Source organism: Staphylococcus sp. LKG4-2, assembly GCF_050955665.1.
Taxonomy (GTDB): domain Bacteria; phylum Bacillota; class Bacilli; order Staphylococcales; family Staphylococcaceae; genus Staphylococcus; species Staphylococcus saprophyticus.
Genome location: NZ_CP194532.1, coordinates 854302 through 876598, shown reverse-complemented (window position 1 = coordinate 876598; position 22297 = coordinate 854302). Strand labels below are relative to the sequence as shown.

The 22297-nt window shown below is 32.8% G+C and carries 23 protein-coding genes; 11 read left to right on the top strand and 12 right to left on the bottom strand.

Annotated elements, in window-relative coordinates; translation table 11 throughout:
- Nucleotides 1-94: 94 nt before the first annotated feature.
- Nucleotides 95-892: a formate dehydrogenase accessory sulfurtransferase FdhD gene (gene fdhD, locus ACM6UH_RS04080; RefSeq protein WP_047504409.1), complete on the top strand. Its 798-nt coding sequence runs from the start codon at nucleotides 95-97 to the stop codon at nucleotides 890-892.
- Nucleotides 893-960: 68 nt separating this feature from the next.
- Here fdhD and ACM6UH_RS04075 read toward each other — a convergent pair whose 3' ends face one another.
- The 4 genes from ACM6UH_RS04075 to ACM6UH_RS04060 form a co-directional block, all read right to left on the bottom strand.
- Nucleotides 961-1698 carry a GNAT family N-acetyltransferase gene (locus ACM6UH_RS04075; protein ID WP_041784894.1) on the bottom strand — a complete coding sequence of 246 codons (738 nt, stop codon included), beginning with the start codon at nucleotides 1696-1698 and terminating at the stop codon, nucleotides 961-963.
- Between the two features lie 36 nt (nucleotides 1699-1734).
- Entirely contained in the window at nucleotides 1735-2283 is a 549-nt protein-coding gene (locus tag ACM6UH_RS04070; RefSeq protein WP_011302565.1) for a biotin transporter BioY, read from the bottom strand.
- Nucleotides 2284-2683: 400 nt separating this feature from the next.
- Entirely contained in the window at nucleotides 2684-3598 is a 915-nt protein-coding gene (locus ACM6UH_RS04065; protein WP_011302563.1) for an ABC transporter substrate-binding protein, read from the bottom strand.
- Nucleotides 3599-3782: 184 nt separating this feature from the next.
- On the bottom strand, nucleotides 3783-4934 hold the full coding sequence (locus tag ACM6UH_RS04060) for an acyl-CoA dehydrogenase family protein (protein ID WP_048787454.1): 1152 nt from the start codon (nucleotides 4932-4934) through the stop codon (nucleotides 3783-3785).
- 151 nt (nucleotides 4935-5085) lie between these two features.
- Between ACM6UH_RS04060 and ACM6UH_RS04055 the strand changes: the two genes are divergently transcribed.
- From ACM6UH_RS04055 to ACM6UH_RS04040, 4 genes are read left to right on the top strand one after another with little or no spacing between them, the layout of a single operon-like run.
- A complete protein-coding gene (locus tag ACM6UH_RS04055) occupies nucleotides 5086-5832 on the top strand; it encodes an amino acid ABC transporter ATP-binding protein (RefSeq protein ID WP_011302561.1) in 747 nt (248 codons plus the stop codon).
- Nucleotides 5832-6686: an amino acid ABC transporter substrate-binding protein gene (locus tag ACM6UH_RS04050; protein ID WP_011302560.1), complete on the top strand. Its 855-nt coding sequence runs from the start codon at nucleotides 5832-5834 to the stop codon at nucleotides 6684-6686. Before ACM6UH_RS04055 ends, ACM6UH_RS04050 begins: the two co-directional genes overlap by 1 nt.
- Nucleotides 6686-7369 (top strand): amino acid ABC transporter permease, encoded by a 684-nt coding sequence (locus ACM6UH_RS04045; protein WP_011302559.1) that lies wholly within the window; start codon nucleotides 6686-6688, stop codon nucleotides 7367-7369. The genes ACM6UH_RS04050 and ACM6UH_RS04045 overlap by 1 nt, the downstream gene beginning before the upstream one ends.
- Before the next feature lie 13 nt (nucleotides 7370-7382).
- Nucleotides 7383-8081, top strand: a complete 699-nt coding sequence (locus tag ACM6UH_RS04040) for an amino acid ABC transporter permease (protein ID WP_002482569.1) — start codon at nucleotides 7383-7385, stop codon at nucleotides 8079-8081.
- A 281-nt stretch (nucleotides 8082-8362) separates the two neighbouring features.
- On the opposite strand, the gene ACM6UH_RS04035 is transcribed toward ACM6UH_RS04040, so the two are convergent.
- The 4 genes from ACM6UH_RS04035 to ACM6UH_RS04020 form a co-directional block, all read right to left on the bottom strand.
- Nucleotides 8363-9442: a PTS sugar transporter subunit IIC gene (locus ACM6UH_RS04035; RefSeq protein ID WP_047504412.1), complete on the bottom strand. Its 1080-nt coding sequence runs from the start codon at nucleotides 9440-9442 to the stop codon at nucleotides 8363-8365.
- Between the two features lie 186 nt (nucleotides 9443-9628).
- Entirely contained in the window at nucleotides 9629-9976 is a 348-nt protein-coding gene (locus tag ACM6UH_RS04030; protein ID WP_011302557.1) for a transcriptional regulator, SarA/Rot family, read from the bottom strand.
- Nucleotides 9977-10744: 768 nt separating this feature from the next.
- Complete coding sequence (locus ACM6UH_RS04025) at nucleotides 10745-11104, bottom strand: hypothetical protein (protein ID WP_011302556.1); 360 nt, start codon at nucleotides 11102-11104, stop codon at nucleotides 10745-10747.
- Nucleotides 11105-11118: 14 nt separating this feature from the next.
- Nucleotides 11119-12171, bottom strand: a complete 1053-nt coding sequence (locus ACM6UH_RS04020; protein ID WP_011302555.1) for an LLM class flavin-dependent oxidoreductase — start codon at nucleotides 12169-12171, stop codon at nucleotides 11119-11121.
- A 514-nt stretch (nucleotides 12172-12685) separates the two neighbouring features.
- Between ACM6UH_RS04020 and ACM6UH_RS04015 the strand changes: the two genes are divergently transcribed.
- Nucleotides 12686-13411, top strand: coding sequence for a CHAP domain-containing protein (locus ACM6UH_RS04015; RefSeq protein ID WP_011302554.1), 726 nt, complete (start codon nucleotides 12686-12688; stop codon nucleotides 13409-13411).
- A gap of 815 nt (nucleotides 13412-14226) precedes the next feature.
- Here ACM6UH_RS04015 and nhaC read toward each other — a convergent pair.
- Entirely contained in the window at nucleotides 14227-15624 is a 1398-nt protein-coding gene (gene nhaC / locus ACM6UH_RS04010) for a Na+/H+ antiporter NhaC (RefSeq protein WP_011302553.1), read from the bottom strand.
- A 28-nt stretch (nucleotides 15625-15652) separates the two neighbouring features.
- Nucleotides 15653-16723 (bottom strand): NAD/NADP-dependent octopine/nopaline dehydrogenase family protein, encoded by a 1071-nt coding sequence (locus ACM6UH_RS04005; RefSeq protein ID WP_011302552.1) that lies wholly within the window; start codon nucleotides 16721-16723, stop codon nucleotides 15653-15655.
- 284 nt (nucleotides 16724-17007) lie between these two features.
- Here ACM6UH_RS04005 and ACM6UH_RS04000 point away from each other — a divergent pair, with 284 nt between their 5' ends.
- The 5 genes from ACM6UH_RS04000 (at nucleotide 17008) to ACM6UH_RS03980 (ending at nucleotide 20256) form a co-directional block, all read left to right on the top strand.
- On the top strand, nucleotides 17008-17379 hold the full coding sequence (locus ACM6UH_RS04000; RefSeq protein ID WP_002482560.1) for a DUF4870 domain-containing protein: 372 nt from the start codon (nucleotides 17008-17010) through the stop codon (nucleotides 17377-17379).
- A 331-nt stretch (nucleotides 17380-17710) separates the two neighbouring features.
- Nucleotides 17711-18178, top strand: a complete 468-nt coding sequence (locus tag ACM6UH_RS03995; protein ID WP_002482559.1) for a CHAP domain-containing protein — start codon at nucleotides 17711-17713, stop codon at nucleotides 18176-18178.
- A gap of 226 nt (nucleotides 18179-18404) precedes the next feature.
- Nucleotides 18405-18725 carry a DMT family transporter gene (locus tag ACM6UH_RS03990; RefSeq protein WP_011302551.1) on the top strand — a complete coding sequence of 107 codons (321 nt, stop codon included), beginning with the start codon at nucleotides 18405-18407 and terminating at the stop codon, nucleotides 18723-18725.
- Complete coding sequence (locus ACM6UH_RS03985; protein ID WP_011302550.1) at nucleotides 18725-19039, top strand: DMT family transporter; 315 nt, start codon at nucleotides 18725-18727, stop codon at nucleotides 19037-19039. The genes ACM6UH_RS03990 and ACM6UH_RS03985 overlap by 1 nt, the downstream gene beginning before the upstream one ends.
- 260 nt (nucleotides 19040-19299) lie before the next feature.
- Nucleotides 19300-20256 carry a 2-hydroxyacid dehydrogenase family protein gene (locus tag ACM6UH_RS03980; RefSeq protein ID WP_002482556.1) on the top strand — a complete coding sequence of 319 codons (957 nt, stop codon included), beginning with the start codon at nucleotides 19300-19302 and terminating at the stop codon, nucleotides 20254-20256.
- 60 nt (nucleotides 20257-20316) lie between these two features.
- On the opposite strand, the gene ACM6UH_RS03975 is transcribed toward ACM6UH_RS03980, so the two are convergent.
- Nucleotides 20317-21441 carry an FAD-dependent monooxygenase gene (locus ACM6UH_RS03975; RefSeq protein WP_011302549.1) on the bottom strand — a complete coding sequence of 375 codons (1125 nt, stop codon included), beginning with the start codon at nucleotides 21439-21441 and terminating at the stop codon, nucleotides 20317-20319.
- 77 nt (nucleotides 21442-21518) lie between these two features.
- Complete coding sequence (locus ACM6UH_RS03970) at nucleotides 21519-22295, bottom strand: N-acetylglucosaminidase (RefSeq protein WP_011302548.1); 777 nt, start codon at nucleotides 22293-22295, stop codon at nucleotides 21519-21521.
- Nucleotides 22296-22297: the final 2 nt, after the last annotated feature.

Sequence of the window (22297 nt, the reverse complement as noted above, 5' to 3'; positions counted from 1 at the left end):
AATCGTGTAATGATAATACCTTTATAAACCGAATCATTTTTTTACAACTAAAAATAAGCTAAAATAATAATAGAATATGAAACGAGGTGCTTGTATGCATGAAGATGTTTTGACAAATCAAACAATTGTACGCTTTGAAGATGGTAAACTGATAGAAAAAAAAGATCACTATGTTACTGAATTTCCATTAACTATTATGGTAAATGGTGAAGAATTTGCTACAGTTATTTGTAGTCCAAATCATATGGAAGAACTTACACTTGGTTTTTTAGCTTCTGAAGGTGCTATATTAAGAAGCGATGATTTAAAGTCTATTCAAATAGATGATAGTAAGGGGTTTGCGCACGTTGAGTTAACAAAATCCTTAGGAGAACGCTTCGAGTATTCTACTAAACGCATGATTGCATCCTGTTGTGGTAAAAGTAGAGAATTTTATTTTCAAAATGATGCAGCAGTAGCAAAGACGTCAATGTCAAATATTGAATTAAATCCTCAACAAGTACTGAATATGATGACACGTTTACAAAGCGCTAGTGAAGTATTCAAACAAACAGGTGGTTTACACAATGCAGCCATTAGTGATGGAGATACGTTTTTCGAACATCGTCAAGATATCGGACGCCACAACGCACTGGATAAACTTTATGGTTACTGTATCGAAAGACATATACCAGTACGTAATAAAGTACTTATATTTAGTGGTAGAATCTCTTCTGAAATATTAATTAAAGCCGCTAAAATCGGTGTGGGCGTTATTCTTTCTAAATCCGCGCCAACCACGCTAGCCATAACACTCGCACAAGATTTAAATATTACAGCCATTGGTTTTATTAGAGACGGAAATTTTAATATTTATAGTCATCCTGAACGCATAAAAATAGCGGAGACGTAATTAGTTGATAAATCAACAAACTACGTCTCCGCTTTACTACTATTATAATAGTATCGTTTGATATTATTTTAAATATGCTCTTTTAGTATTTGATAACAGTAGCTAATAAAGATATAACCTTGCTTTATATACATATCTTTCGCGCTATCCTCACCATCAGCTATCAATATTATCGTTTTGTCTTTCGCAATCTGTGCTACAAATGATTGCATCACACTGCCTATGCCTTGCCTTTGATATTCATCCAACACGCCAAATCCATCTATTTCCATCGCCGATGCGGACACAATTAAATCTAATATACCTACTGGGAGTTCACCCTTATATGCTAATATTCTCAATTTATTTTCTTGTGGAAATTGATTACGAATCATCTGTATACTTTCTTGTGCATATGCTAGCCCATAGGGTTCAGCAAACCTACGATAAATAGCTATATAATCTTCAAGTGTTTCATCGTTCACGATTGTAACATCTATTTCTGAGTTTATAGCTTGATGGATATGCTGAGGTTCGATAGCGTAAAGCTCCATAATCCCTAACTCAAATTCTAATGCTTTTATTTCATCCAACCATTGTTGATCTAGGTTCTCATTTTCAGGAAAAGTAAATGCAAGGTGGGAAGATCCTTGTTGTTTATGCATAAATTGTTGGTAAGCCATATCTAATTTCCAAGAATTAAGCGTAGGCATTCGCTTATATACCCATTTGTTTGTATCATATACTAATGGTTCCTCAGGTGTTAAATAAATGGTTTTACTATTATCATCTTGATAAACCGTGCCTTGTTGAAAAATATCATTCATAGAAATGACCAATTTATACACCTTCCCTCTATGTTTTTACTTCATTAATTGTTTGAATTGACTATGGTTTAACATTGTATTGCCTATTAAACTCGCAATAATCGCTTTTAATAAATCTCCAGGCATAAAGACGAATGAAAGCATTACTGACTTAGATATTGGTAAATGTGTTATCCACCCCATAATGATAGTGCCTACAATATCCAACAGTAATACACCGAACACAATTGTTGTACCTAATAATACAACAAAATTCATTTTATTAAAATATAAATCTCTCACTAAACCAATCAGGTATGTAATCACTGGATACATAAATAAAAAACCTGCTGAAGGTCCTGCAAATACACCAATACCGCCACGGCCGCCAGATAATAATGGTAGACCTGTTGCTACTAGTAATAGTAAAACAATGACACTTAAAGTACCATATTTACGTCCAAGAAGTATCGCTGCTAGAAATATACCTATATTTTGTAAAACAATGGGTACTGGCATTACCGGCAATGGTATCGCAGGCACAAAGCCTAGTACCGCTATCATTGCTGTCATCAATGCTGTATATACTAATCTTTTTGTTGTCATAGTTATTCCTCCTCGATGAAGAAATTATATCACGAATGTAAACTTTAAAAAATAAAAAGTTTACATTAGGTTGCGTTTTTTAGTATTTTTACCATTAAATCATCACAAGCATAAGACCACATAAACCCCTTTAATAAAATAAATATATTGCACCCATTTTATAACATGTTGATGTTTAATATCATATAATGAATGAAAAACTACATATCTATACCTTACCCTTAGCATATACATGCAGCGCCTTCCTCTTTGAAACTATAAAAAATAGCTATGAAAAAATCTATTGTAAAGATTTCTTCATAGCTAATCTTAGAATGTTTTAAAAATGAGTCTTTCTGTCCTAAAGTACTTATTATTTACTACATACAATCAAATTGATTTAGCGTACTGATAATTTAGTTTAATTGTTTAAAAGTTTTTCTTTTAAATCTTTTCTCATAAATTCTAATGTGTATGGATCATTGTACCAATATGTCTCAGCTTGAACTTTAATTACATGATCTTGTTGTACCGCTGGAATATTATTCCATAAGTCTGTTTTTTCATAAGCAGGTGTTGATTTACCTTCACTTGTTGAAACAATATAGTCGCCGGCATAATCAGCAATTTTTTCTTGTTTAACTTCTGCCCATCCTTCTTTTTTAACTAAATCATTTAGTTTATCAGGTATCTTCAGACCAAATGCTTGATATAATACTTCGCCACCACGACCCCAGTTAGGACCATAGCTATATAGTTTTTTATCAAATTCATCAAAGATTGAAACAGTAGCATCTTCGCCTATTTTATCTTTTATTTCTTGTCCATCTTTTTTAGTTTGTGATTTCCATTTATCTTCCCAAGATTTCACTTCATCTTCTTTACCTAATAATTTCCCTAATTCTCTTTGTTGATCTAAATACTTATGTTTACCATAGTCATACACAACTGTAGGTGCAATTTTTTGATATTTTTTAATATTTTTATCTGTTGAATAAACAACGATTAAATCAGGTTTTGTTTTTGCAACCTTTTCTACATCATTTTCCCCAATTTTTTCTACACCTTTAAATTTATCTTTAAGTAATTTGCTGTTATCGACTTGTTCATTTACTGCCACAATCTTACCACCAAGATATTTAATACCACCGGCATATGTAGGCGCCACAACAGCAATACGCTCTGGATTTTTAGGAATATCGATACTTTTTCCACTATCTAATTTATATGATTTTGTTTCTTCCTTTTTGTCGCTATTTGAGTCACTATCTGATTTATTACCACATGCGGCTAAAATAAGCATTAAAGCAAGTAACGGAAATAATAATTTTTTCATAATTCTCCTCCATTGAAAATGATTATCAGTATCAATTGATTATATAATGACTCTAGTAATTTTACAATAGTAAAAAGTCAAATTTTTAGCTTTTTAAGTTATTAAAAAAATGCATTCAGACACTATGTCTAAATGCATTTTAATTACAACTATTAAATGAAACTTTCTCAAGTCTTTATATTTTCTAAAATCTATCTAATACACTTTTAGCAATATTAGTATATGCCATATCTTCCATTGGTGGATTGTGTAAACCTGCTCTCATATCTCGATAATAACGTTGTAACGGACGTTCCATTTCAAGGCTCTTAGCACCGACAATACGCATGGCAATATCAATTACTTCGAGTCCTTGATTCATGACTAACACCTTACTTGCAGATGTTTCATTCCATATAGCTTTATCTGAATGGGTATTTGAATATAATGATGCTGTACTCCATAAAAAGTGACGCGCAGATAATAGCAAGGATTCCATTTTGCCAATATTTTGCTGAACGGTTGTTATATCTCCTATCGTACCTTCTATACTATTAGGGCTATAAGTTTTAGCAAAGTCAACAGCATAATCTCTTGCTGCTTGCGCAATGCCTAAATAAGTACTTGGGATATGTAGAATCCAACCGTTTGGTTTTTTACCACCAGCGCCTCTAATTTCTACAAAATTCTGTTCTGGTATTTGAACATCATTTAATATTAAATCATGACTTTCTGTAGCTCTCATTCCTACCATATTCCAATTATCTGCAATTTCTACGCCTGGTGTATCCTTTTCTATAAGATAAAATCCTACTTGCTCAATCGTTTCATCATATGCACTCACAATAAAATGCGTGAGCCCCTTACTCATAGAAGTGAATGTTTTAACACCATTTAATATATAGCCATTTTCATTTTTAATTGCATTCGTAGCAGGTCTACCACCTCGTGTTGGACTCCCTGTTTCCGCTTCACTTACAGCTCTATTAACCAGTGCACCGTTTATGATAGATTCCGCAAATTGATTTAACATGTCTTCGTCCCACATCTTTTGTTCATATAATTGACCCACAACACTCAAATGCCAGCCAATTGAAAGTGCCGTTGCACCATCAATAGAGCCTAAATAGGTTTGAATAATAACCATATCTTCAACTGAGGCACCTTCGCCACCGTATGCTTTAGGTAAAGTTAATAATGTATAACCTTCATTGACTAACCACTCAATATTTTCATATGGAAACCTAGAATGTTGATCATTATAGACTGCATGTGATCTAAATTTATCTTTCGCTGTATTCAATTTTGCTATCCACTTTTCTTGAATATCTGTATGTATTAATGCAGAATCTTTCATTTTTTCCACCTCGTCCATTATATTTCTTTCTATATAAGTATAAGTTTAACACTCGATATGGCTTAAATAAAGGTTTCTACCCCAAATCCTTACTTTACCGATAAGATTTATTATGATAATTTATAATTATTGCTATATTGGGGGGACACATATGATTACAGTTAATCATCTTATACATAAATACAATGAGAATACGATACTGAATGACGTCAGTTTCTCACAGGATAAAGGTACAGTCACAGCTATTATCGGACCCAGTGGTTCTGGTAAAACAACACTCTTACGCACACTAAATGCACTTGCTTTAGCGAAATCAGGGACTATTACTATTGGGGATACAAGCTTTGATGCTTCTAAACATAATAAAAAAGATATATTCAAATTACGTCAAAAATCCGCAATGGTTTTTCAAAATTATAATCTTTTTAAAAATAAAACAATACTAGAAAATATTACTGTCGGTTTAAAATATGGGAAAAATTATAGCCATGCTGAAGCCAATGACATCGCACTGTCTTATTTAAATAGAATTGATTTATTAGAACAAAAAGATAAATATCCGAGTCAATTATCTGGTGGGCAAAGTCAACGTATCGGAATCATTCGTGCACTTGCCTTAAATCCTGATGTACTACTGCTTGATGAACCAACCTCAGCCTTGGATCCAGAATCTATACAAAGCGTACTCTCTCTAATCAAATCGATTGCCCAAGAAGGTATGACAATGGTCTTAGTTACTCACGAAATACAATTTGCAAAAGCAATCGCTGACCAAGTGCTATTTATTGATGATGGACACATTATTCATCGTGGTACACCACATGAAGTATTGGAAAACACTGAGTCAAAAAGAATCCAGCGTTTTTTAAATCATGTTGGCACGGAGCGTGATGTTTAATGCTACGACACAAAAAATATTTCTTCATGATGTTATGCGTTTTATGTTTCTTATTGTCTGCTTGTAATGCTACTCATAATGATGATACTTCATCACACAAAAAGGAAATTAAAGTCGCATTGTCAGCAGAAGTTAATCCACCCTACTTATACACTACGAAAAACAACGAATTTATTGGACTCGATATGGAATATATGAAATTACTTGAAAAAAAATTACCACAATATGATTTCAAATATGAAGTAGGCGAAGAAGAATCCAACTTAGTAGGCATTGGTGCTGGAAAGTTTGATATGGGAATTAACTGGTTCTTCAAAACACCTGAACGTGAAAAACAATTTCTATATCAAGATGAGCCATATAGTTATGCTTTACCTTTACTCGTTGTTAACCGTGATAACAACGACATACATCATTTAGATGATTTACCAGGAAAAAATATTACACCAATGGCTCCTAGTGGTGGCTTGTATTCTATCTTATCTGAATATAATAAAAATCATACAGATAAGATTCAAGTCAATACGATACAAGAACCTTCGAATGGCGATAATTTAAAAATGGTTAGTCAGCAACGTCGAGACGCCATGCTTTTGAATTGGAACACTTATAAAGCCATACAATCTCAAGTCAAAGAAGATGTGAAAATCGGTGGTATTGTTAAAAAAGAACCATTACACATCGTTTACAATAAAAAGCATCAACAATTACATGATGACATTGACCAGGCTACGATTGAATTGAAGAAAGAAGGCAAACTACAAGCGCTTTCAAAAAAATATTTTGATATTAATGTCTTTGAAGATTTAGATGATATTAATAAGAAAAAATCACAATTGGAGGTGCATCGCTAATGCAATCAGTAAATTGGTTGGATTTATTATATCAAGTCTTGCAACAGTTACCTTTGACATTATTGATGATTGTTTTATCGCTCATTTTTGCACTGATACTCGGTTTTATTTTAGCAACCATACGACTACAAAAAATTAAATTATTGTCACCTGTCGTCAAAGTCTATATTTCTTTTATTCGTAGCACACCTTTACTATTACAACTTTTCTTAGTTTATTTTGCTTTACCTCAGTTGTTGTTGTTTGTACATATTGATATCAATCATTTCAGTAGATTATTTTTTGTGATTTTAGCTTTCACATTACATACTGGTGCTTATTTATCTGAAATTATTCGCGCAGGTTACCAATCTGTAGACTACCGACAAATTGAAGCAGGTTTATCCATAGGTTTAACATACCCTAGAATATTAAAAGAGATCATCTTACCACAAGCGCTGCGCAACAGTATTCCAAATTTAACAACACAAATCATCGAACTTGTAAAAGATACTTCTTTGGCTTTTACTATCGGAATCATCGACATGATGGGACAAGTCAAATTAATTATTGGTAATAATTATGGTTTAGGTATGTTAGAAGTATATATTGTCATTTCTGTTGTTTATTGGCTCATCGCTTTAATTATCCAAGGCGTATTTACAATCATTGATAAACGTGCCCAAAAACCATACCAAATTTAAGGAGGACAGACCTATGTCATTTATTTTTTATACTATATTTGAAGTACTCAAAGGCGTGCCAAATACAATCATGATTTCACTTGTTGCCATTATCATCGGTCTGTTCATTGGATTAATTTTCGCAATGATTCGCTTAAAACGTATACCTGTATTATCTCAGTTCATTATAATATACAATTCTTTTTTCAGAAGTACACCGCTGATTGTTCAGTTATTCATTGTCTATTATGGCTTACCAGCCTTTATTTTATTCTTAAACGAACATTTGCAATGGCATATAAACCCTGATATTTTTTCTCCATTAATCATTGCATTTATTGTATTTTCATTACATGCTGTTGCCTACCTTTCAGAATCTATTAAAAGCGGATTGCAATCTGTCGATTATGAACAAATAGAAGCTGCACAATCTGTAGGGCTTACGAGATTTCATATATATAAAGAAATCGTGCTACCTCAAGCATTTGCTTATGCGTTACCTAATATTGAAAATCAATTCATCATGTTAATCAAAGGAACTTCCCTAGCGTTTGCAGTTCAAGTCACTGAAATTATGGCAGTCAGTCACATTATTGCCAATGAAGGATACCGTTTCATAACAGTCTACACTGTTGCTGCAATGTTTTATTGGTTATTAGCAATGATTTTAGAATATATATTTAATAAAATGGAAACAAGCTCATTACGTTATATGCAAACGAATGCGTCATAAAATTTTTATTCCAGAAGTTATATTAAAACGCGCCAGTTGAAATTCGAACATTCAACCGGCGCGTTTTTATTTTATAAGTATACATAACAAATGCTAGATTTTCGTCAATAATTATCTACTACTTGTTACAGATGAATGATTACTAGTTAAATAGGAAGAAACTAGATTTTTTTGTCCTTCAACAATAATTATAGAAGATCAATTTTTTATGAATCATGACAGACCCATAGGGCATCGTCTCATTTTTCTATAATAATTTCGTGATTTCAATCCCTGTTTTATTATGCTAAGCTTTCTGCACATTGTTTTTTTAATTTATAATATTGTTTAACTTTTTTGGGCATTGTACCATTTTGCAATTCGTACTTTGTAATAATTGGATAGTTTTTAAATACGAGTGACCCTAAATAACCACAAATTGCACTGCTTAACGCACACATCAATGCCACTGTAATCACAGTAAGTGCATTGTTAAACCCAAACATTACCATCAGTCCTGCAATTGGCGTAGCTGTTCCAGTTGCTTCATTCACCAAACCAAATGAAGCAATGATTACGCCTGATATTGCGCCACCAACAAAATTTGTAATATAAACAGGTACTGGGTTTGCAGTTACGATATCTGCTTGTGACAAAGGTTCAATTGCAACTGAAATGGTTGTTTTGCGATCACCAAACTTCATTCTTTTGAATAATACAAAATTCATGAATGACGAACCAAACACTGCTAATGCTCCGATAGCCATAGGTGTACCAGTTAATCCAAGTAAAGCAGTTAATGCCATTGAACTTAATGGTGCAGTAGCTACAACCGTGATAATACCACCTAATACCACACCCATTAGTATTGGACTCGAAGTTGTAGACTCTTTAATGATATTACCGATTTGCATTAAAGAAGCATCTACAACTGGCGTCATACCAGTTGCAATCAATCTTGTAATAGGTGCGATGACAATGATTGCCGTTATTAAATCAAGCCCATCAGGTAACTTTTCTTCCATCCATTTCATACCAAAACTTGCAATATAAGCCGCAACAAAACCTGGTAACAAGTCCATATTGCCACATGAAACTGCAATAACAAATGCATAAACAGGAGACACACCCATAGCTAGTGCTACTAACCCTGCTGCTGCAACACCACCAAGCCCACCTGCCGCTTCACCAAGTTGACCTAAAAAAGGTAACCCAATTAAATCACCGCCGACATATTTGTGAAATGCTTCAACTAAAAATGATGCAATGGCAGCATTTGCAAGTGCCCCCATCGCTTTACTACCATTTGGTGCTTTGCTTGTAAATAATGTAAATAAGCATAACACGATGCCCAAGAATATAATCCCTATAAGTAAATTCATAATAACACCTTTCCCGCTTTTATGTATGCGCTTTCATTAAACAAATATAAGTATACCACAGTTAATTTGTTTTCAAAAACATATTATAGTGAAATATATAACTAATAATATAAAATTGCATTTTCAAAATATTAGTCTTGTTATGGCTTACGCAAAATTTTTCATTTTATAGGGATTCTATCGTGATTATAATGAGCGTTGTAATGCTTCAATCATTTCATTAATGCTATTCCGTTGTTGCTCATTCACATAAACTACAACTGTTCTTTCGTCTATTTCACTTCTTTTTTTACTTAAGAAATTCATTTTTATTAATTTTTGCAATGCTTTCGTTAAATAATACGGTTGTAGTTCTGAGTGTTTTGCAATATCTTTTGCAGTAATTTCATTATCTTCACAATTATAAATATAATTTAAGATAAATATTTCTTCATAATTTAATTTATACTCTCGTTTACTGAACTTAAAAAATTTTTTCCCCTGTTGATACGTAGATATAAGCTCATTTAATGATTTAAATGTTTGTGAATTCATACAACCACTCCTTATGTTTTTTCATGATGTTAATATCTGTTTTAGTGATGCTTAACAATATTAATACATTAATTTTATCCCATTTTCTAAAACGAATTCAATATGACCAACTATGTGAAATATTAAAATTTCATACTATTTTTTTAATATTTACTTTTCATTTTCAAATTTTATTAAGCTATTCATTCTTTTTATTACTAAAAAAAGAATGTGTTATCCATTGTAAATATCAAATCTTCTAACTTACAAAATGCATAGTGTTTTTGTATGAAAAATTTTCAATAAAAAAGGGCTATTTACTTTTCGTTAAAAACGCAAATAGCCATTAGCATATAGATAAAAACAACAAATAAATTTGTAGTGAATTTGCCTATTTTTATATTTTTCTTTATATGCATGTGTCATCAATAAACGATCTAAAAAATTTTTCTGTAATACTCAATATGCTTAACTCAAATTATAATTTATTAGCGACATAGTAATGATGCGCTAAATGACTGAATCGCTTTTTAATTTATCAAGCATCCTATTTTTCATATCCTATCGACAGCAATTTAGATTGAATCCAGTGAGAAAAGCATTAGCCGAAGACTGTTGGCTAAGACCGTACCTTCGGAAAATGTGCATAAAAAAACTGCCAACAAGGTCAGAGACTTTGTTGGCAGTCTTAGGTTACTTATCTTTCATTAAAAAAGTAAATAACTTCTAGTATCTAAATATACCAATGTATGGTTACATCCTTCACTTTATAGTCAAAAATGAAGCAACTTATTTTTTCTTACAGTCAAATGTGTCTAAGAAGCTTAATGCTGCTAATCCAGTTAAATCTAAAGCATGTTTAGCGCCTGCTTTACCATGACCTGCTTCAAAGTGTTTATATGCTGCTACACCTAATACTGCGATTGTTAGCAATGAACCAAGACGTGATAATCTTTTACTTGCAAAACTTAATACAAAGAATACTGCACTTAACGCTTCAACAGCACCTGCTAATGGTACTGCATTTGCTGGTAAGTTGAATACTTCAACAAACGTATCTTTCATAGATTGGTCACCTTTTATTTTAGGTTTTGCCGCACCATATAATTCTTTAGCTAATTTTAAATTTGTTAAATAACGTAATATCATTACAAAATCTCCTTTTATTTGTTTTCAAAATATTTATCTACAATAGGTTTTACACGTTCAGCCAATAATTTAATCGTATTGATTGTTCTTTCATGAGGAATAGATCCCACTGGGGTATGCAACATAAAACGTGTAATGCCTAATGCTTCAACCGTTTCAATGATTTTATTTGCTACAGTTTCTGGACTGCCAACATACAATGCACCTTGTGATCCAGCCTCACGTTCAAAACTATTTTCATCATACATTGGCCAACCACGTTCTTTTGCCAATATATCATGACTTGCCTTTACTGATGGGAAGAATTCACGTTTAGCTTGTTCATCGGTTTCAGCAATATAACCCCATGAATGTGTTGCAATAGGTAAAGCTTTAATATCATGTCCATAAGATTCTGCTATAGATTTATACATATCTATATTTCTTTTGAACCTTTTTGGATCACCACCAATTATAGCATAAGTTATTGGTAAACCTAACGCTCCTGCTTTTAATGAAGATTCTGGTGTACCACCTGTTGCTATTGTAATTGGTAGGGGTCGATGTTCTGCCCTTGGATAAACACCTAGATTTTCTATAGACGGTCGGATTTGTCCTTCCCAATTAACAATTTCATTACGATTAATGTGCATTAATAAATCAATCTTCTCATTAAAGAGCTGTTCATAATCTTTCAAATTATAACCAAATAATGGAAAAGACTCTATAAATGAACCTCTACCTACCATTATTTCAGCACGTCCATTAGAAACTGCATCTAATGTAGAAAAACGTTCATATACACGTACTGGGTCATCTGATGACAATACAGTTACAGCACTACTCAGTTTAATATGATGTGTACTTGTTGCAGCAGCTGCTAACACAGTAACTGGATCTGATACAGCGTAATCTGGTCTATGATGCTCTCCTAAGCCATAAACATCAAGTCCATATTGATCAGCGGTTTCAACTTCTTCTATTATGTTACGAATTCTTTGCGCATTTGATATACCAGGTTGAGTACCTACTTCTGTGTGCAAATCCATATTATCTGCAAAAGAAGTTAAACCTAATTCTATTTTCATTCATTCACCTCTCAAACGAGTATAATTTTTATACTCAATATCATAATCTCTTCTCCATTAAGTGTCAATATCATTGCTCAAACAAAACTAAAACATTTATTTAGTTACAAATTACATTTAACTTAATATAATTAGTAAATCATAAAATGGTCGCAAAGTAATTTTTTGTTATTTTAAATATATAAATAGTCTCATATTTTCCCATTTGTAATTTTCTGTTATTTTACAGCTTTGTAATATAATAAAGTGCTATTTTACACTTTATTATACTAAAACATGATACCATCGGTCTTTAGTCCTATGTCACACCTCGACTTATTTGTTACATAAAGGGGTTAATTATTATAACTAAATTACAAAATGATAACAACGCACACAAATCACTTATTTTTTGGTAAAGTAATTCTTGTCGTTGAAACAGCGAATAAAAATTATAAAAATTGTCGTTTAGAGACTGGGATAAAATTAAAACTAAATTTTAAATTATTTACTATTCTTAGGAGGATATTTAACAATGAAAAAAATCGCTACAGCTACTATCGCTACTGCAGGAATCGCTACTTTTGCTTTTGCACAACATGATGCAGATGCAGCAGAAAACAACAATAGTGGGTACAACCCAAATGACCCAAGTTCATATAGCTATTCATATACTATAGATCAACAAGGTCAATACCACTACACTTGGCAAGGTAACTGGAACCCAAGCAACAGTGACCAAGGTCACACTAGCAACGGTTACAGCAATGCTAACTCAACTAACAATAATGCAACTCAATCATATACAACTAATAACCAAGGTACTGGTGGTAAAGGTGCAGTTTCTCACTCTACTTCAAACAGCAATGTTAAAGTAAGTACAACTAGCGCGCCATCAAATTCAAATGGTTCAAACTCAATTTCTAATACTTCAGGTTCTTCAAACAACTTATACACAGCTGGACAATGTACATATTATGTATATGACAAAGTTGGTGGTAAAATTGGTTCAACTTGGGGTAACGCTAACAACTGGGCAAGCGCAGCTGCTGCTTCAGGTTACACAGTAAACAACTCACCTGCTTCAGGTTCAGTCTTACAATCAACTGCTGGTGGATATGGCCACGTAGCATACGTTGAAAATGTAAACAGTGACGGTTCAATCAACGTTTCTGAAATGAACTATGGTCAAGGCGCTGGAGTTGTTACTTCACGTACAATCTCTGCAAGCGAAGCTTCAGGTTACAACTACATTCACTAATTTTAGTGTCATCAAAAAGACAATCCGTATGGATTGTCTTTTTTTGTTATCCATTAAACCTTGAACTTTGATTGCTTTTTATCTCAACCACATTCAACAGTACTTTTTTAATATAAAGTGAACAGAAATCAAATCTTCTAATAAAGATTTCGTAGTCCTACCTGCCCCTCAAGAATGACTAGGATTGAAAAAGAGTCTGAAACATCTATTTATGTCCCAGACTCTCGTTTTCATTATATTTTATTCAAGTCTTTATGTTGACGCAATTGCCATCATATTTATAATAAATTAAAACTATATTTTCTATAATCATCAATCCATATTAACTAAATTTGAAATTAGGATTTCTAAACTAGAAACTTAAATATATGGTCGCGTTAATAAATCGGTTCTATAATGTAATATCGCTACAATATACAGAACAAAACCGATTATAAAATAGATAATAGAAGGATATTTAAAATCTTTATCTACATTAGTAGGATTAACGATGCCCTTTGTATATAAGTAATATAGCCACAATGATTACTATGTACAATTCGGACTCATCTCATCCTTATTTATGTATAGCCTAATTATATATTTTTAAACCTCTTATTTAAGATTCATATAAATAATTGTTCATGTTTTATTAAAAGCTGTCTTTTTATACCCTTCATTAATTTTTAATTAAGTAACTTTATTTAAAAGTTATTACTTTCATACAACAAGTATCATATGGCTACTCATTTATAATAAAAAACAGCTCGATGACTCACAATATGACATCGAACTGCTTTAAATCATTGCATTTTAATTACCACACTCGTATTACATTATTCATTTGGCTGTGCTTTTTTAATTCCAATTCCACTAAATCCATAGAATATCGCAAATACGATACATAGATAACATGGTACTGTCCATATAAAGAATTGATCAACTGTAACACCTAATTGTTGGGTATAATAAATACCTGATGTTCCCCATGGAATTAAGGGTATAATCATTGTACCTGAGTCCTCTAATGTTCTAGATAAATTAGATCTATCAAGTCCCATTTTATTATACATTTCCATCATTAATACACCGACCATGATAATCACTACAGATGCTACACCTGCAGCAAGTACCATCATAAGTCCACCTAAAACAGTTGCAAGCACTAATTGGCCGACTGTATTAATATTTTTAGATATTTTTTGTAAAATGACATCTAAACAACCTGCCCTTTCGACAATACCAGCAAATGCATAACCACAAAATATGGTAACGATAATTTCGGTCATACTCATAATGCCGCCTTGCTCTATTAAACTCACTGCACTATTCGTTAAGTCCCCACTATTCACCGACACCATTTCTTTATTAAACCCATCAAATGTTGCTTTGAAACCGTCGACAATTTTAAATCCATTGTTAAAAGCACCAACAATGATGGCACTTAATGCTGAAATGAGCATGGCTGGTACAGTTGACATTTTCATCAGCAAACAAATAATGATTACAATTAATGGAATCCATACAAAGAAATTAATATTGTATATTTGTGCCAACTCTTTTAACAACGCGTTAACTTGAGCTGTGTTCGTATTACCTCCAAATTGTCTTCCAGCAAAGAACCATACGACAAGTCCTATAATAGAAGCTGGTACAGTTGTCCAAATCATGGCTCTTATATGAGAAAAGATATTTACTTTCGTAACTAAAGCTGCCAGATTGGTTGTATCAGATAAAGGCGACATTTTGTCACCGAATACTGCGCCAGCAATAATTGCACCAGCTGCCATACCGGGTGTGATATGTAATTGTGTTGCGATGGCCATCAATGCAATACCCGCAGTAGAGGCAGAACCCCATGCTGTCCCAGTCGCAACTGAAGTAACAGCGCAAATAATAAATGCTGAAACTAAAAAGTAGTTAGGATTTAAAAACTCTAGACCATAATAAATTAATGCCGGAACAGTGCCAGAATACATCCATGTACCAACAATAATACCCACTGCTAAGATAATGAATAATGCTGGCATTGCAGTAGATAAACGCTTCGTTATTCCTTCTTCTAAATCCTGCCATTTTAATCCTACTCTTCTAGCTATTAAAGCAGCATAAGCAGATGAAAGTATCAATAGTGCTTGTATCGGTATATCAAATACTACAAAACCTGTAATAACGATAATAATCATTACTAGTATCGTTGAAATTGATTCCAAAAATGTTGGTTGTCTTTTCATACGCAAGTCCCCTTTGTCAAATGATTCATTATTCAAACCCTAGTTTATCTTTACCTAATTCATCGATTGTTAGACCTTCTTCAAAAAAGTCACGCTCTAATATTGTTGATGCAAGCACAATGATCGCATCAATATTAGGTGTTGCAACGTCAATTTCACGCCCTAGGCTAGACCACAATACTAATCCAAATGCAATGTCTTCAGTTAAATAACGATTTTTCACATGATTTGGGCCTTTAATCTGTGAAAATACAGGACTCGTATTAAATAACCTATTCAATGGTTCGTCTTCATCTTGTCTTTCTAGATAACCTCTTTCAATACGTGCCTCTTTTGCAGTAGATAATTCAAAACCTAGCTTACGCCCTAAAGTTAGTCTTTCTAATTCAACTGCATGTAATAATCTAACCGTATGCTTCGTAATACCTTCTTCATATAAAGCAAAACTATCCGCATAATCGATGCGACCAACATTTAATAAAGTTGGTCCCGGATGTACCTCTGGGTTACCATTCTCTAAATTTGTTTTCCATAAACTTTCTTCTTTAACGATATTTGGATATAATTTTTCAATTTTATCGAAACACTCACTCAAATACTCTTTATCATAGGTTGAAAAATGTACTTTTCTAACATTTAGCGATAAAGCTACACGGGCTTCTTCAAAATTAACTCGCGTACCATAAGTTAATGTATTTACCTCTGCAAAATGAGGTAACACGTCTATATGCATATCTTCAAGTACATTCATAAATCGAATAGATCCCATAGAAGCTGCAATATTAAAGAAAATAAGTTGTTCTTTTTTAACAAAAGGTGCCATTGTTTGTGCATAGTGTTCAATGAATGAAGATGGAATCACAATTTGGATCACTTCAGCATCCTGAAGGACATATTCCATATCATCACTAATATCCGTAAATTCAACAAAGCTCTCTTCACCTTCATTATTAAAAGTGAATCCACCCTGTTCAAATGCTTTATCAAATTTATTGATTGATTGGTTTCTACAATATAGCTTAACTTCATGTCCCTTACTAATCATATCTAATGCAGCCGTCACTGCACCATTACCTGAACCCACGATAGCTATTTTCATAATTTACCTTCTTTCTTTTTATTTTTGAATACTGTCCATTTTAGTCATTACTTACAACTATAGCCTATAAGGAAATTTAATAAACACTGGTTTACAATTTAAATTTCCGGTTATAGTTAAATAAGGATGCGATAAATCACATTATCATATTTTAACAAGTATACACATTGCGTTACAGTCATATTTAAAATTAAATGAAAAACTCAAGCGATATACTATTATTTTTCAAAATTTGATATAGTTAATCTATCTATAAGTCTTAGGATAAAGGAGGTTTAACTAATATGGCAGAAACAGATTATAATCAACAAACTTATACAAATGTAAACCAAGAGCCTAATTCAGATGCGAGATTAATGGCAACATTAATTTATGTATTAAGTTTCTTTACTTCTTTAATCGCACCATTAATTATTTGGTTAATTAAACGCGAGGATTCACCGTTTGTCGATAGAGCAGGTAAAAATTATTTCAACTTCTTACTTTCATACGTTATTTGGTCAATAATTGGAACTATCACGATGTTGATATTAATAGGCTTTGTATTACTACCAATTATTGTAATACTGAACTTTATTTTTACAATTGTAGCTGCAGTAAAAGCGTATAATGGAGAAGATTATTTACCGCCACTATCTATAAGATTCTTTAAATAATCTAAACACAATTTTGTGATTCTTTATAGCTACTGTAATAATGATAGCTTTTTGAAATACAAAAAATTTGTAAAAACCTTATATTAACGCGTTTTATTTCGTATTACGACTTGATACGATTCTGTAACCTTACATCTCGTTTATTACAACGATATGTGAGGTTTTTTTAATTGTTTTACAAAAGCGTAACAATCCACACAAAGCTTGCTTCATCTGTTAGAGTATTACTTGTCGTTGAAAGCAAACCGCAAAATTAATCAACATTCAAATTCAACACAAATGAATTGAATCACATATAACTATTTATAATCTTTGGGAGGATTTTTTAATTATGAAAAAATTAGTAACAGCAACAACTTTAACAGCAGGTATTGGCGCAGCAATCGTAGGTTTAGATCACGGAAATGAAGCAGACGCAGCAGAACAAACACAACCAACTAACCAAAGCACAACACAATCTACTTCAGGTTCAAGTGCTAACTTATATACAGCTGGTCAATGTACTTGGTACGTATACGATAAAGTAGGCGGAAACATTGGTTCAACTTGGGGCAATGCGAACAACTGGGCTTCAGCAGCATCTTCAGCAGGTTACACTGTAAACAACTCACCTGAAGCTGGTTCAATTTTACAATCTACTGCTGGTGGTTATGGTCACGTAGCATACGTTGAAAATGTAAATAGCGACGGTTCTGTAGAAGTTTCAGAAATGAACTACAACGGTGGACCATTCTCAGTTAGTGAACGTACTATTTCTGCTGGTGAAGCAAGTTCTTACAACTATATCCACTTAAACTAAGTCTTTGAATGACTTTAAAATATAATATTGTAATGATGTAAGAGCCCGGGACATTTTGTTTTGGGCTCTTATTTTAGTATTGCGGATAAATGCGTCAATTCAAAAATTATATTTTTTCTAATAATATGATTGTAATACAATTCCGCTTTCACATCTTATAACATTGAACTCTATCCAAATATTTGAGAAAATATAATAGTTTAGTGATTATAAGGAGGCACATCAAATGCAGTGGTTCAAAGTGATCTTAGCCGGACTCATTGAAATTGTATGGGTGACTGGTTTAAATACTGCCGACTCATTACTTAGTTGGACAGGAACGTTTATTGTAATTATTATCAGTTTCTTTCTTGTTATATCTGCTTGTAAATACTTACCCGTTGGTACCGTATACGCTGTATTCGTTGGTATCGGTGCAGTAGGTACAGTACTTGTAGACATGATCTTTTTTGGTGATCCATTCGATTTAGTAAAAATCAGCTTAATTATCATATTAATTATTGGCATCATAGGGTTGAAATTAACTACAGAGGAGGCTGATGGCTAATGGCATGGATTATTTTATTAATCGCCGGACTATTAGAAGTTGTTGGCGTAGTTATATTAAATGAAATTTCACGCACCAAAAAGAAATGGCTTGTCATTCTATTAGCAGTTGCATTTATCTGTAGTTTCAGTACTTTGAAGCTTGCTATGAATGATATACCTATGGGCACCGCTTATGCTACTTGGAGCGGCATTGGTACTGGTGGCGGTACTTTGGTAGGGATGTTTTTATATAATGAGTCAAAAAACGCAAAAAGAATCTTCTTTATTGCTTTAATCATCCTATCTATTGTCGGTTTAAAAATCGTTAGTTAAATCTTTCAACAACCGTGGTATAGCACTATTCTCAGTCCTGTACAATTTGACAGTTTTTAACTATTTAGAGTGGTAAGTTAAGGTCTAATTATATTTTAGTCCTAACTGCCACTCTTTTTTATTTATTAAAATGTACTTTAACACCCCTATTATTAAGCGATTTTTTCTATTTAAAGTCGACTTTTTTATAATTCACAATATTATTATTTGTTTGCACAATAGAATTTTACTATACTTGAGTGTAAAGGAAGTGATTATACATGGTAAAAGTTTATATAGCAGGTCCAATACCTGAAGTGGGTCTTAACTTATTGAAAGACCAAGGCTTTGAGGTAGATATGTATGAAGGAACAGGTATCATTGATAAAGAAACACTTAAACAAGGTGTTAAAGATGCTGACGCATTAATTAGCTTGCTGTCTACTTCTGTAGACAAAGAAGTGATTGATGCAGCTAACAACCTAAAAATCATCACAAATTATGGTGCGGGTTTCAATAATGTTGATATTGATTATGCACGACAACAAAATATCGATGTTACCAATACACCTAAAGCATCTACCAATTCTACAGCCGAGTTAACTTTTGCACTTGTACTCGCAGTGGCAAGAAGAATTCCAGAAGGCGACAAGTTATGTCGAACAACTGGTTTTGATGGATGGGCGCCACTATTTTTCCGCGGTAGAGAAGTTTCTGGAAAAACAATTGGTATCATCGGTCTAGGTGAAATAGGTAGTGCTGTTGCTAGACGTGCCAAAGCTTTCGACATGAACATTTTATATACTGGACCACATCAAAAAGTTGATAAAGAACGAGAGATTGGTGCTAAATATGTTGATTTAGAAACATTATTAAAAAATGCAGACTTTGTTACAATTAATGCTGCTTACAATCCAAGTCTTCATCACCAAATTGACAAAGCGCAATTTGAAATGATGAAACCAACGAGTTACCTAATTAATGCTTCAAGAGGACCTATTGTTCACGAAAAAGCTTTAGTACAAGCATTGAAAGATAAAGAAATTGAAGGTGCCGCTTTAGATGTCTTCGAATTCGAACCGGAGATTAATGATGAACTTAAAACATTAGATAATGTCGTTATCACTCCGCACATAGGTAATGCTACATTTGAATCACGTGATATGATGTCTAAAATCGTAGCCAATGATACAATTAGTAAATTGAACAATGACCAACCTAAATTTATTGTGAACTAAAATACTTCAATCACAAAAAACCTCGAAACAACAGTCAAACTGTGTTTCGAGGTTTTATTTTTATTTGTTTTTCGATTTGTATATAAACTTAGTTTGCGCTGCAACAAGACGATTAGGCATGATTTTAGCTATGCTATTTCTTAATGAAATAACGATTTTATTGCTTCTTTGAGCTAATTTGCCAATTTTTCTAGATCGCTTAATGACTTTTTTGGTATGATCCACACGGATTTTATCGTATCTTTGTAATGCTGCTTCAAATGGATAAGCTTGTAAACAATTAGCTAGTACGATAGCATCTTCCATTGCTTGACCAGCGCCTTGTCCCATATTTGGCGTTGTTGCATGTGCCGCATCGCCTAATAAAATCACGCGCTGATAGACGAAAGTTTTTAGTGGTTGTAAATCATAAATATCATGTAATAGAATATCTGTTTCACTTTGTTTATCTAACACTTTTCTAACTTCATTTGGAAAATGATTAAATCTAGCTTGTAAATGTGGCTTACCATAGGATTGCATTGTCGCATCATTTTCTTTCGCATTGATTGAAATAAACCAATAAGCTTGATTATTTAATAACGGTACGACACCTACTCTACCTTTTGCAGACCAATACTCTTTTGCAACATTATCAGACTTAATATCTATATCTTCTACAAGACCTCTAAACACCGTATATCCTTGATACTGTGTTTTACTATTAGGTGCTACAGTATGTCTTATGTTCGAATGAAGTCCATCAGCACCAATACATAAATCAAATGCTTCTGCTTCTTGTGCTTCAAAATGCATCACAACTTTTAAAGCATTATTATCAACATGCGTAACATGGTGATTAGTATAAATAGCAGATTCAGAAACGTATGATTTAATTACATCAATTAAACTTTGACGCGTCATTGTTAAATTCACTGTGTTTTTCTTCAATTTTGCTTTACTTAACACATTATCTTTATCATCTAATATTTCCATAACATTGATAACTTGACCTATGTTTTTAATACCTTTTGCTAAATCATGTTTCCCAAGTTTGTCAATGACATTACCACCGATACCAATGCCTGCACCGACTTCTGTAATAGTGCTATTTTTTTCAAAAACTTTAACTTCGTGTCCTTGTTCACATAATAATGCTGCAGCTGTTAATCCACCGATTCCAGCACCCACTATAGCTATTTTCATCTTTTAATTCACTCCAAATTTCCCAATTTCTTCATTATTAATATGACTCTCTTTCAAATGTTTTGTTATATCTTCATTTATAGATAGTAGTCTTTATTAATATGATCTTTTTTTATACCTAGTTGATGATAATAATGTTTCATAAACGTAGCAATGTTCTCATCCCATTCAATATCACTTGCATATTGATGTTCTCCTGGTGACTTAGGATTCCAGCGCATTTGGTACAAGGAGAGTTGATTATTTTCAAAGTAGTTACCTCTCACAAAGCGCGCACCACCCATAATTGCCTTTTCAGGTGATGTCCATTTTTGTTTTTTTGCAAAACTGCTACCTGTATGAACTGCATTCTCATCAAAAGCACCAATGCCGTAAAAATTAAAATATGTTTTACCATCAACTTCTATGCCCTTAGCAAGCTCTGATTTGCCATTTCCTGTCTCAACAAGTGCATGACTTACAAGGTATAGGACATTCACTTCATATTTATCTTGAGCATCTAAAAATGCTTGCCCTTTATTTTTTAAAATACCTTTATCTTTTAAAATACTATTGAGTTCTTCTTCAGACATGGACACTTTTTCAGAAATATCCATATGATTTAAGTTATCTTTGTCACTATTTACATCCATTGCTTTTTCTACATCTTTTTTAGACGCTTCAACAAATCGCCCATTTTTCTCTGTCATATTTAATGTACCAGCACCTACTTGTTTTTCAACAGCTTCATCAAAAGTATGTGTTTTTTCGTCATCAAATAAATGGGTTTCATTAACAATAAATAAGATTGCAAAAACAACTAATATTAAAATTATAATAAACATAGGTATTTTACGCTTTATGTTGTCATTCATTT

What these genes read in the sequence shown, in the direction of transcription:
- fdhD (WP_047504409.1), top strand. Translation starts at nt 95, where the DNA reads ATGCATGAAGATGTTTTGACAAATCAAACAATTGTACGCTTTGAAGAT.
- ACM6UH_RS04075 (WP_041784894.1), bottom strand. Translation starts at nt 1,698, where the DNA reads ATGAATGATATTTTTCAACAAGGCACGGTTTATCAAGATGATAATAGT.
- ACM6UH_RS04070 (WP_011302565.1), bottom strand. Translation starts at nt 2,283, where the DNA reads ATGACAACAAAAAGATTAGTATATACAGCATTGATGACAGCAATGATA.
- ACM6UH_RS04065 (WP_011302563.1), bottom strand. Translation starts at nt 3,598, where the DNA reads ATGAAAAAATTATTATTTCCGTTACTTGCTTTAATGCTTATTTTAGCC.
- ACM6UH_RS04060 (WP_048787454.1), bottom strand. Translation starts at nt 4,934, where the DNA reads ATGAAAGATTCTGCATTAATACATACAGATATTCAAGAAAAGTGGATA.
- ACM6UH_RS04055 (WP_011302561.1), top strand. Translation starts at nt 5,086, where the DNA reads ATGATTACAGTTAATCATCTTATACATAAATACAATGAGAATACGATA.
- ACM6UH_RS04050 (WP_011302560.1), top strand. Translation starts at nt 5,832, where the DNA reads ATGCTACGACACAAAAAATATTTCTTCATGATGTTATGCGTTTTATGT.
- ACM6UH_RS04045 (WP_011302559.1), top strand. Translation starts at nt 6,686, where the DNA reads ATGCAATCAGTAAATTGGTTGGATTTATTATATCAAGTCTTGCAACAG.
- ACM6UH_RS04040 (WP_002482569.1), top strand. Translation starts at nt 7,383, where the DNA reads ATGTCATTTATTTTTTATACTATATTTGAAGTACTCAAAGGCGTGCCA.
- ACM6UH_RS04035 (WP_047504412.1), bottom strand. Translation starts at nt 9,442, where the DNA reads ATGAATTTACTTATAGGGATTATATTCTTGGGCATCGTGTTATGCTTA.
- ACM6UH_RS04030 (WP_011302557.1), bottom strand. Translation starts at nt 9,976, where the DNA reads ATGAATTCACAAACATTTAAATCATTAAATGAGCTTATATCTACGTAT.
- ACM6UH_RS04025 (WP_011302556.1), bottom strand. Translation starts at nt 11,104, where the DNA reads ATGATATTACGTTATTTAACAAATTTAAAATTAGCTAAAGAATTATAT.
- ACM6UH_RS04020 (WP_011302555.1), bottom strand. Translation starts at nt 12,171, where the DNA reads ATGAAAATAGAATTAGGTTTAACTTCTTTTGCAGATAATATGGATTTG.
- ACM6UH_RS04015 (WP_011302554.1), top strand. Translation starts at nt 12,686, where the DNA reads ATGAAAAAAATCGCTACAGCTACTATCGCTACTGCAGGAATCGCTACT.
- nhaC (WP_011302553.1), bottom strand. Translation starts at nt 15,624, where the DNA reads ATGAAAAGACAACCAACATTTTTGGAATCAATTTCAACGATACTAGTA.
- ACM6UH_RS04005 (WP_011302552.1), bottom strand. Translation starts at nt 16,723, where the DNA reads ATGAAAATAGCTATCGTGGGTTCAGGTAATGGTGCAGTGACGGCTGCA.
- ACM6UH_RS04000 (WP_002482560.1), top strand. Translation starts at nt 17,008, where the DNA reads ATGGCAGAAACAGATTATAATCAACAAACTTATACAAATGTAAACCAA.
- ACM6UH_RS03995 (WP_002482559.1), top strand. Translation starts at nt 17,711, where the DNA reads ATGAAAAAATTAGTAACAGCAACAACTTTAACAGCAGGTATTGGCGCA.
- ACM6UH_RS03990 (WP_011302551.1), top strand. Translation starts at nt 18,405, where the DNA reads ATGCAGTGGTTCAAAGTGATCTTAGCCGGACTCATTGAAATTGTATGG.
- ACM6UH_RS03985 (WP_011302550.1), top strand. Translation starts at nt 18,725, where the DNA reads ATGGCATGGATTATTTTATTAATCGCCGGACTATTAGAAGTTGTTGGC.
- ACM6UH_RS03980 (WP_002482556.1), top strand. Translation starts at nt 19,300, where the DNA reads ATGGTAAAAGTTTATATAGCAGGTCCAATACCTGAAGTGGGTCTTAAC.
- ACM6UH_RS03975 (WP_011302549.1), bottom strand. Translation starts at nt 21,441, where the DNA reads ATGAAAATAGCTATAGTGGGTGCTGGAATCGGTGGATTAACAGCTGCA.
- ACM6UH_RS03970 (WP_011302548.1), bottom strand. Translation starts at nt 22,295, where the DNA reads ATGAATGACAACATAAAGCGTAAAATACCTATGTTTATTATAATTTTA.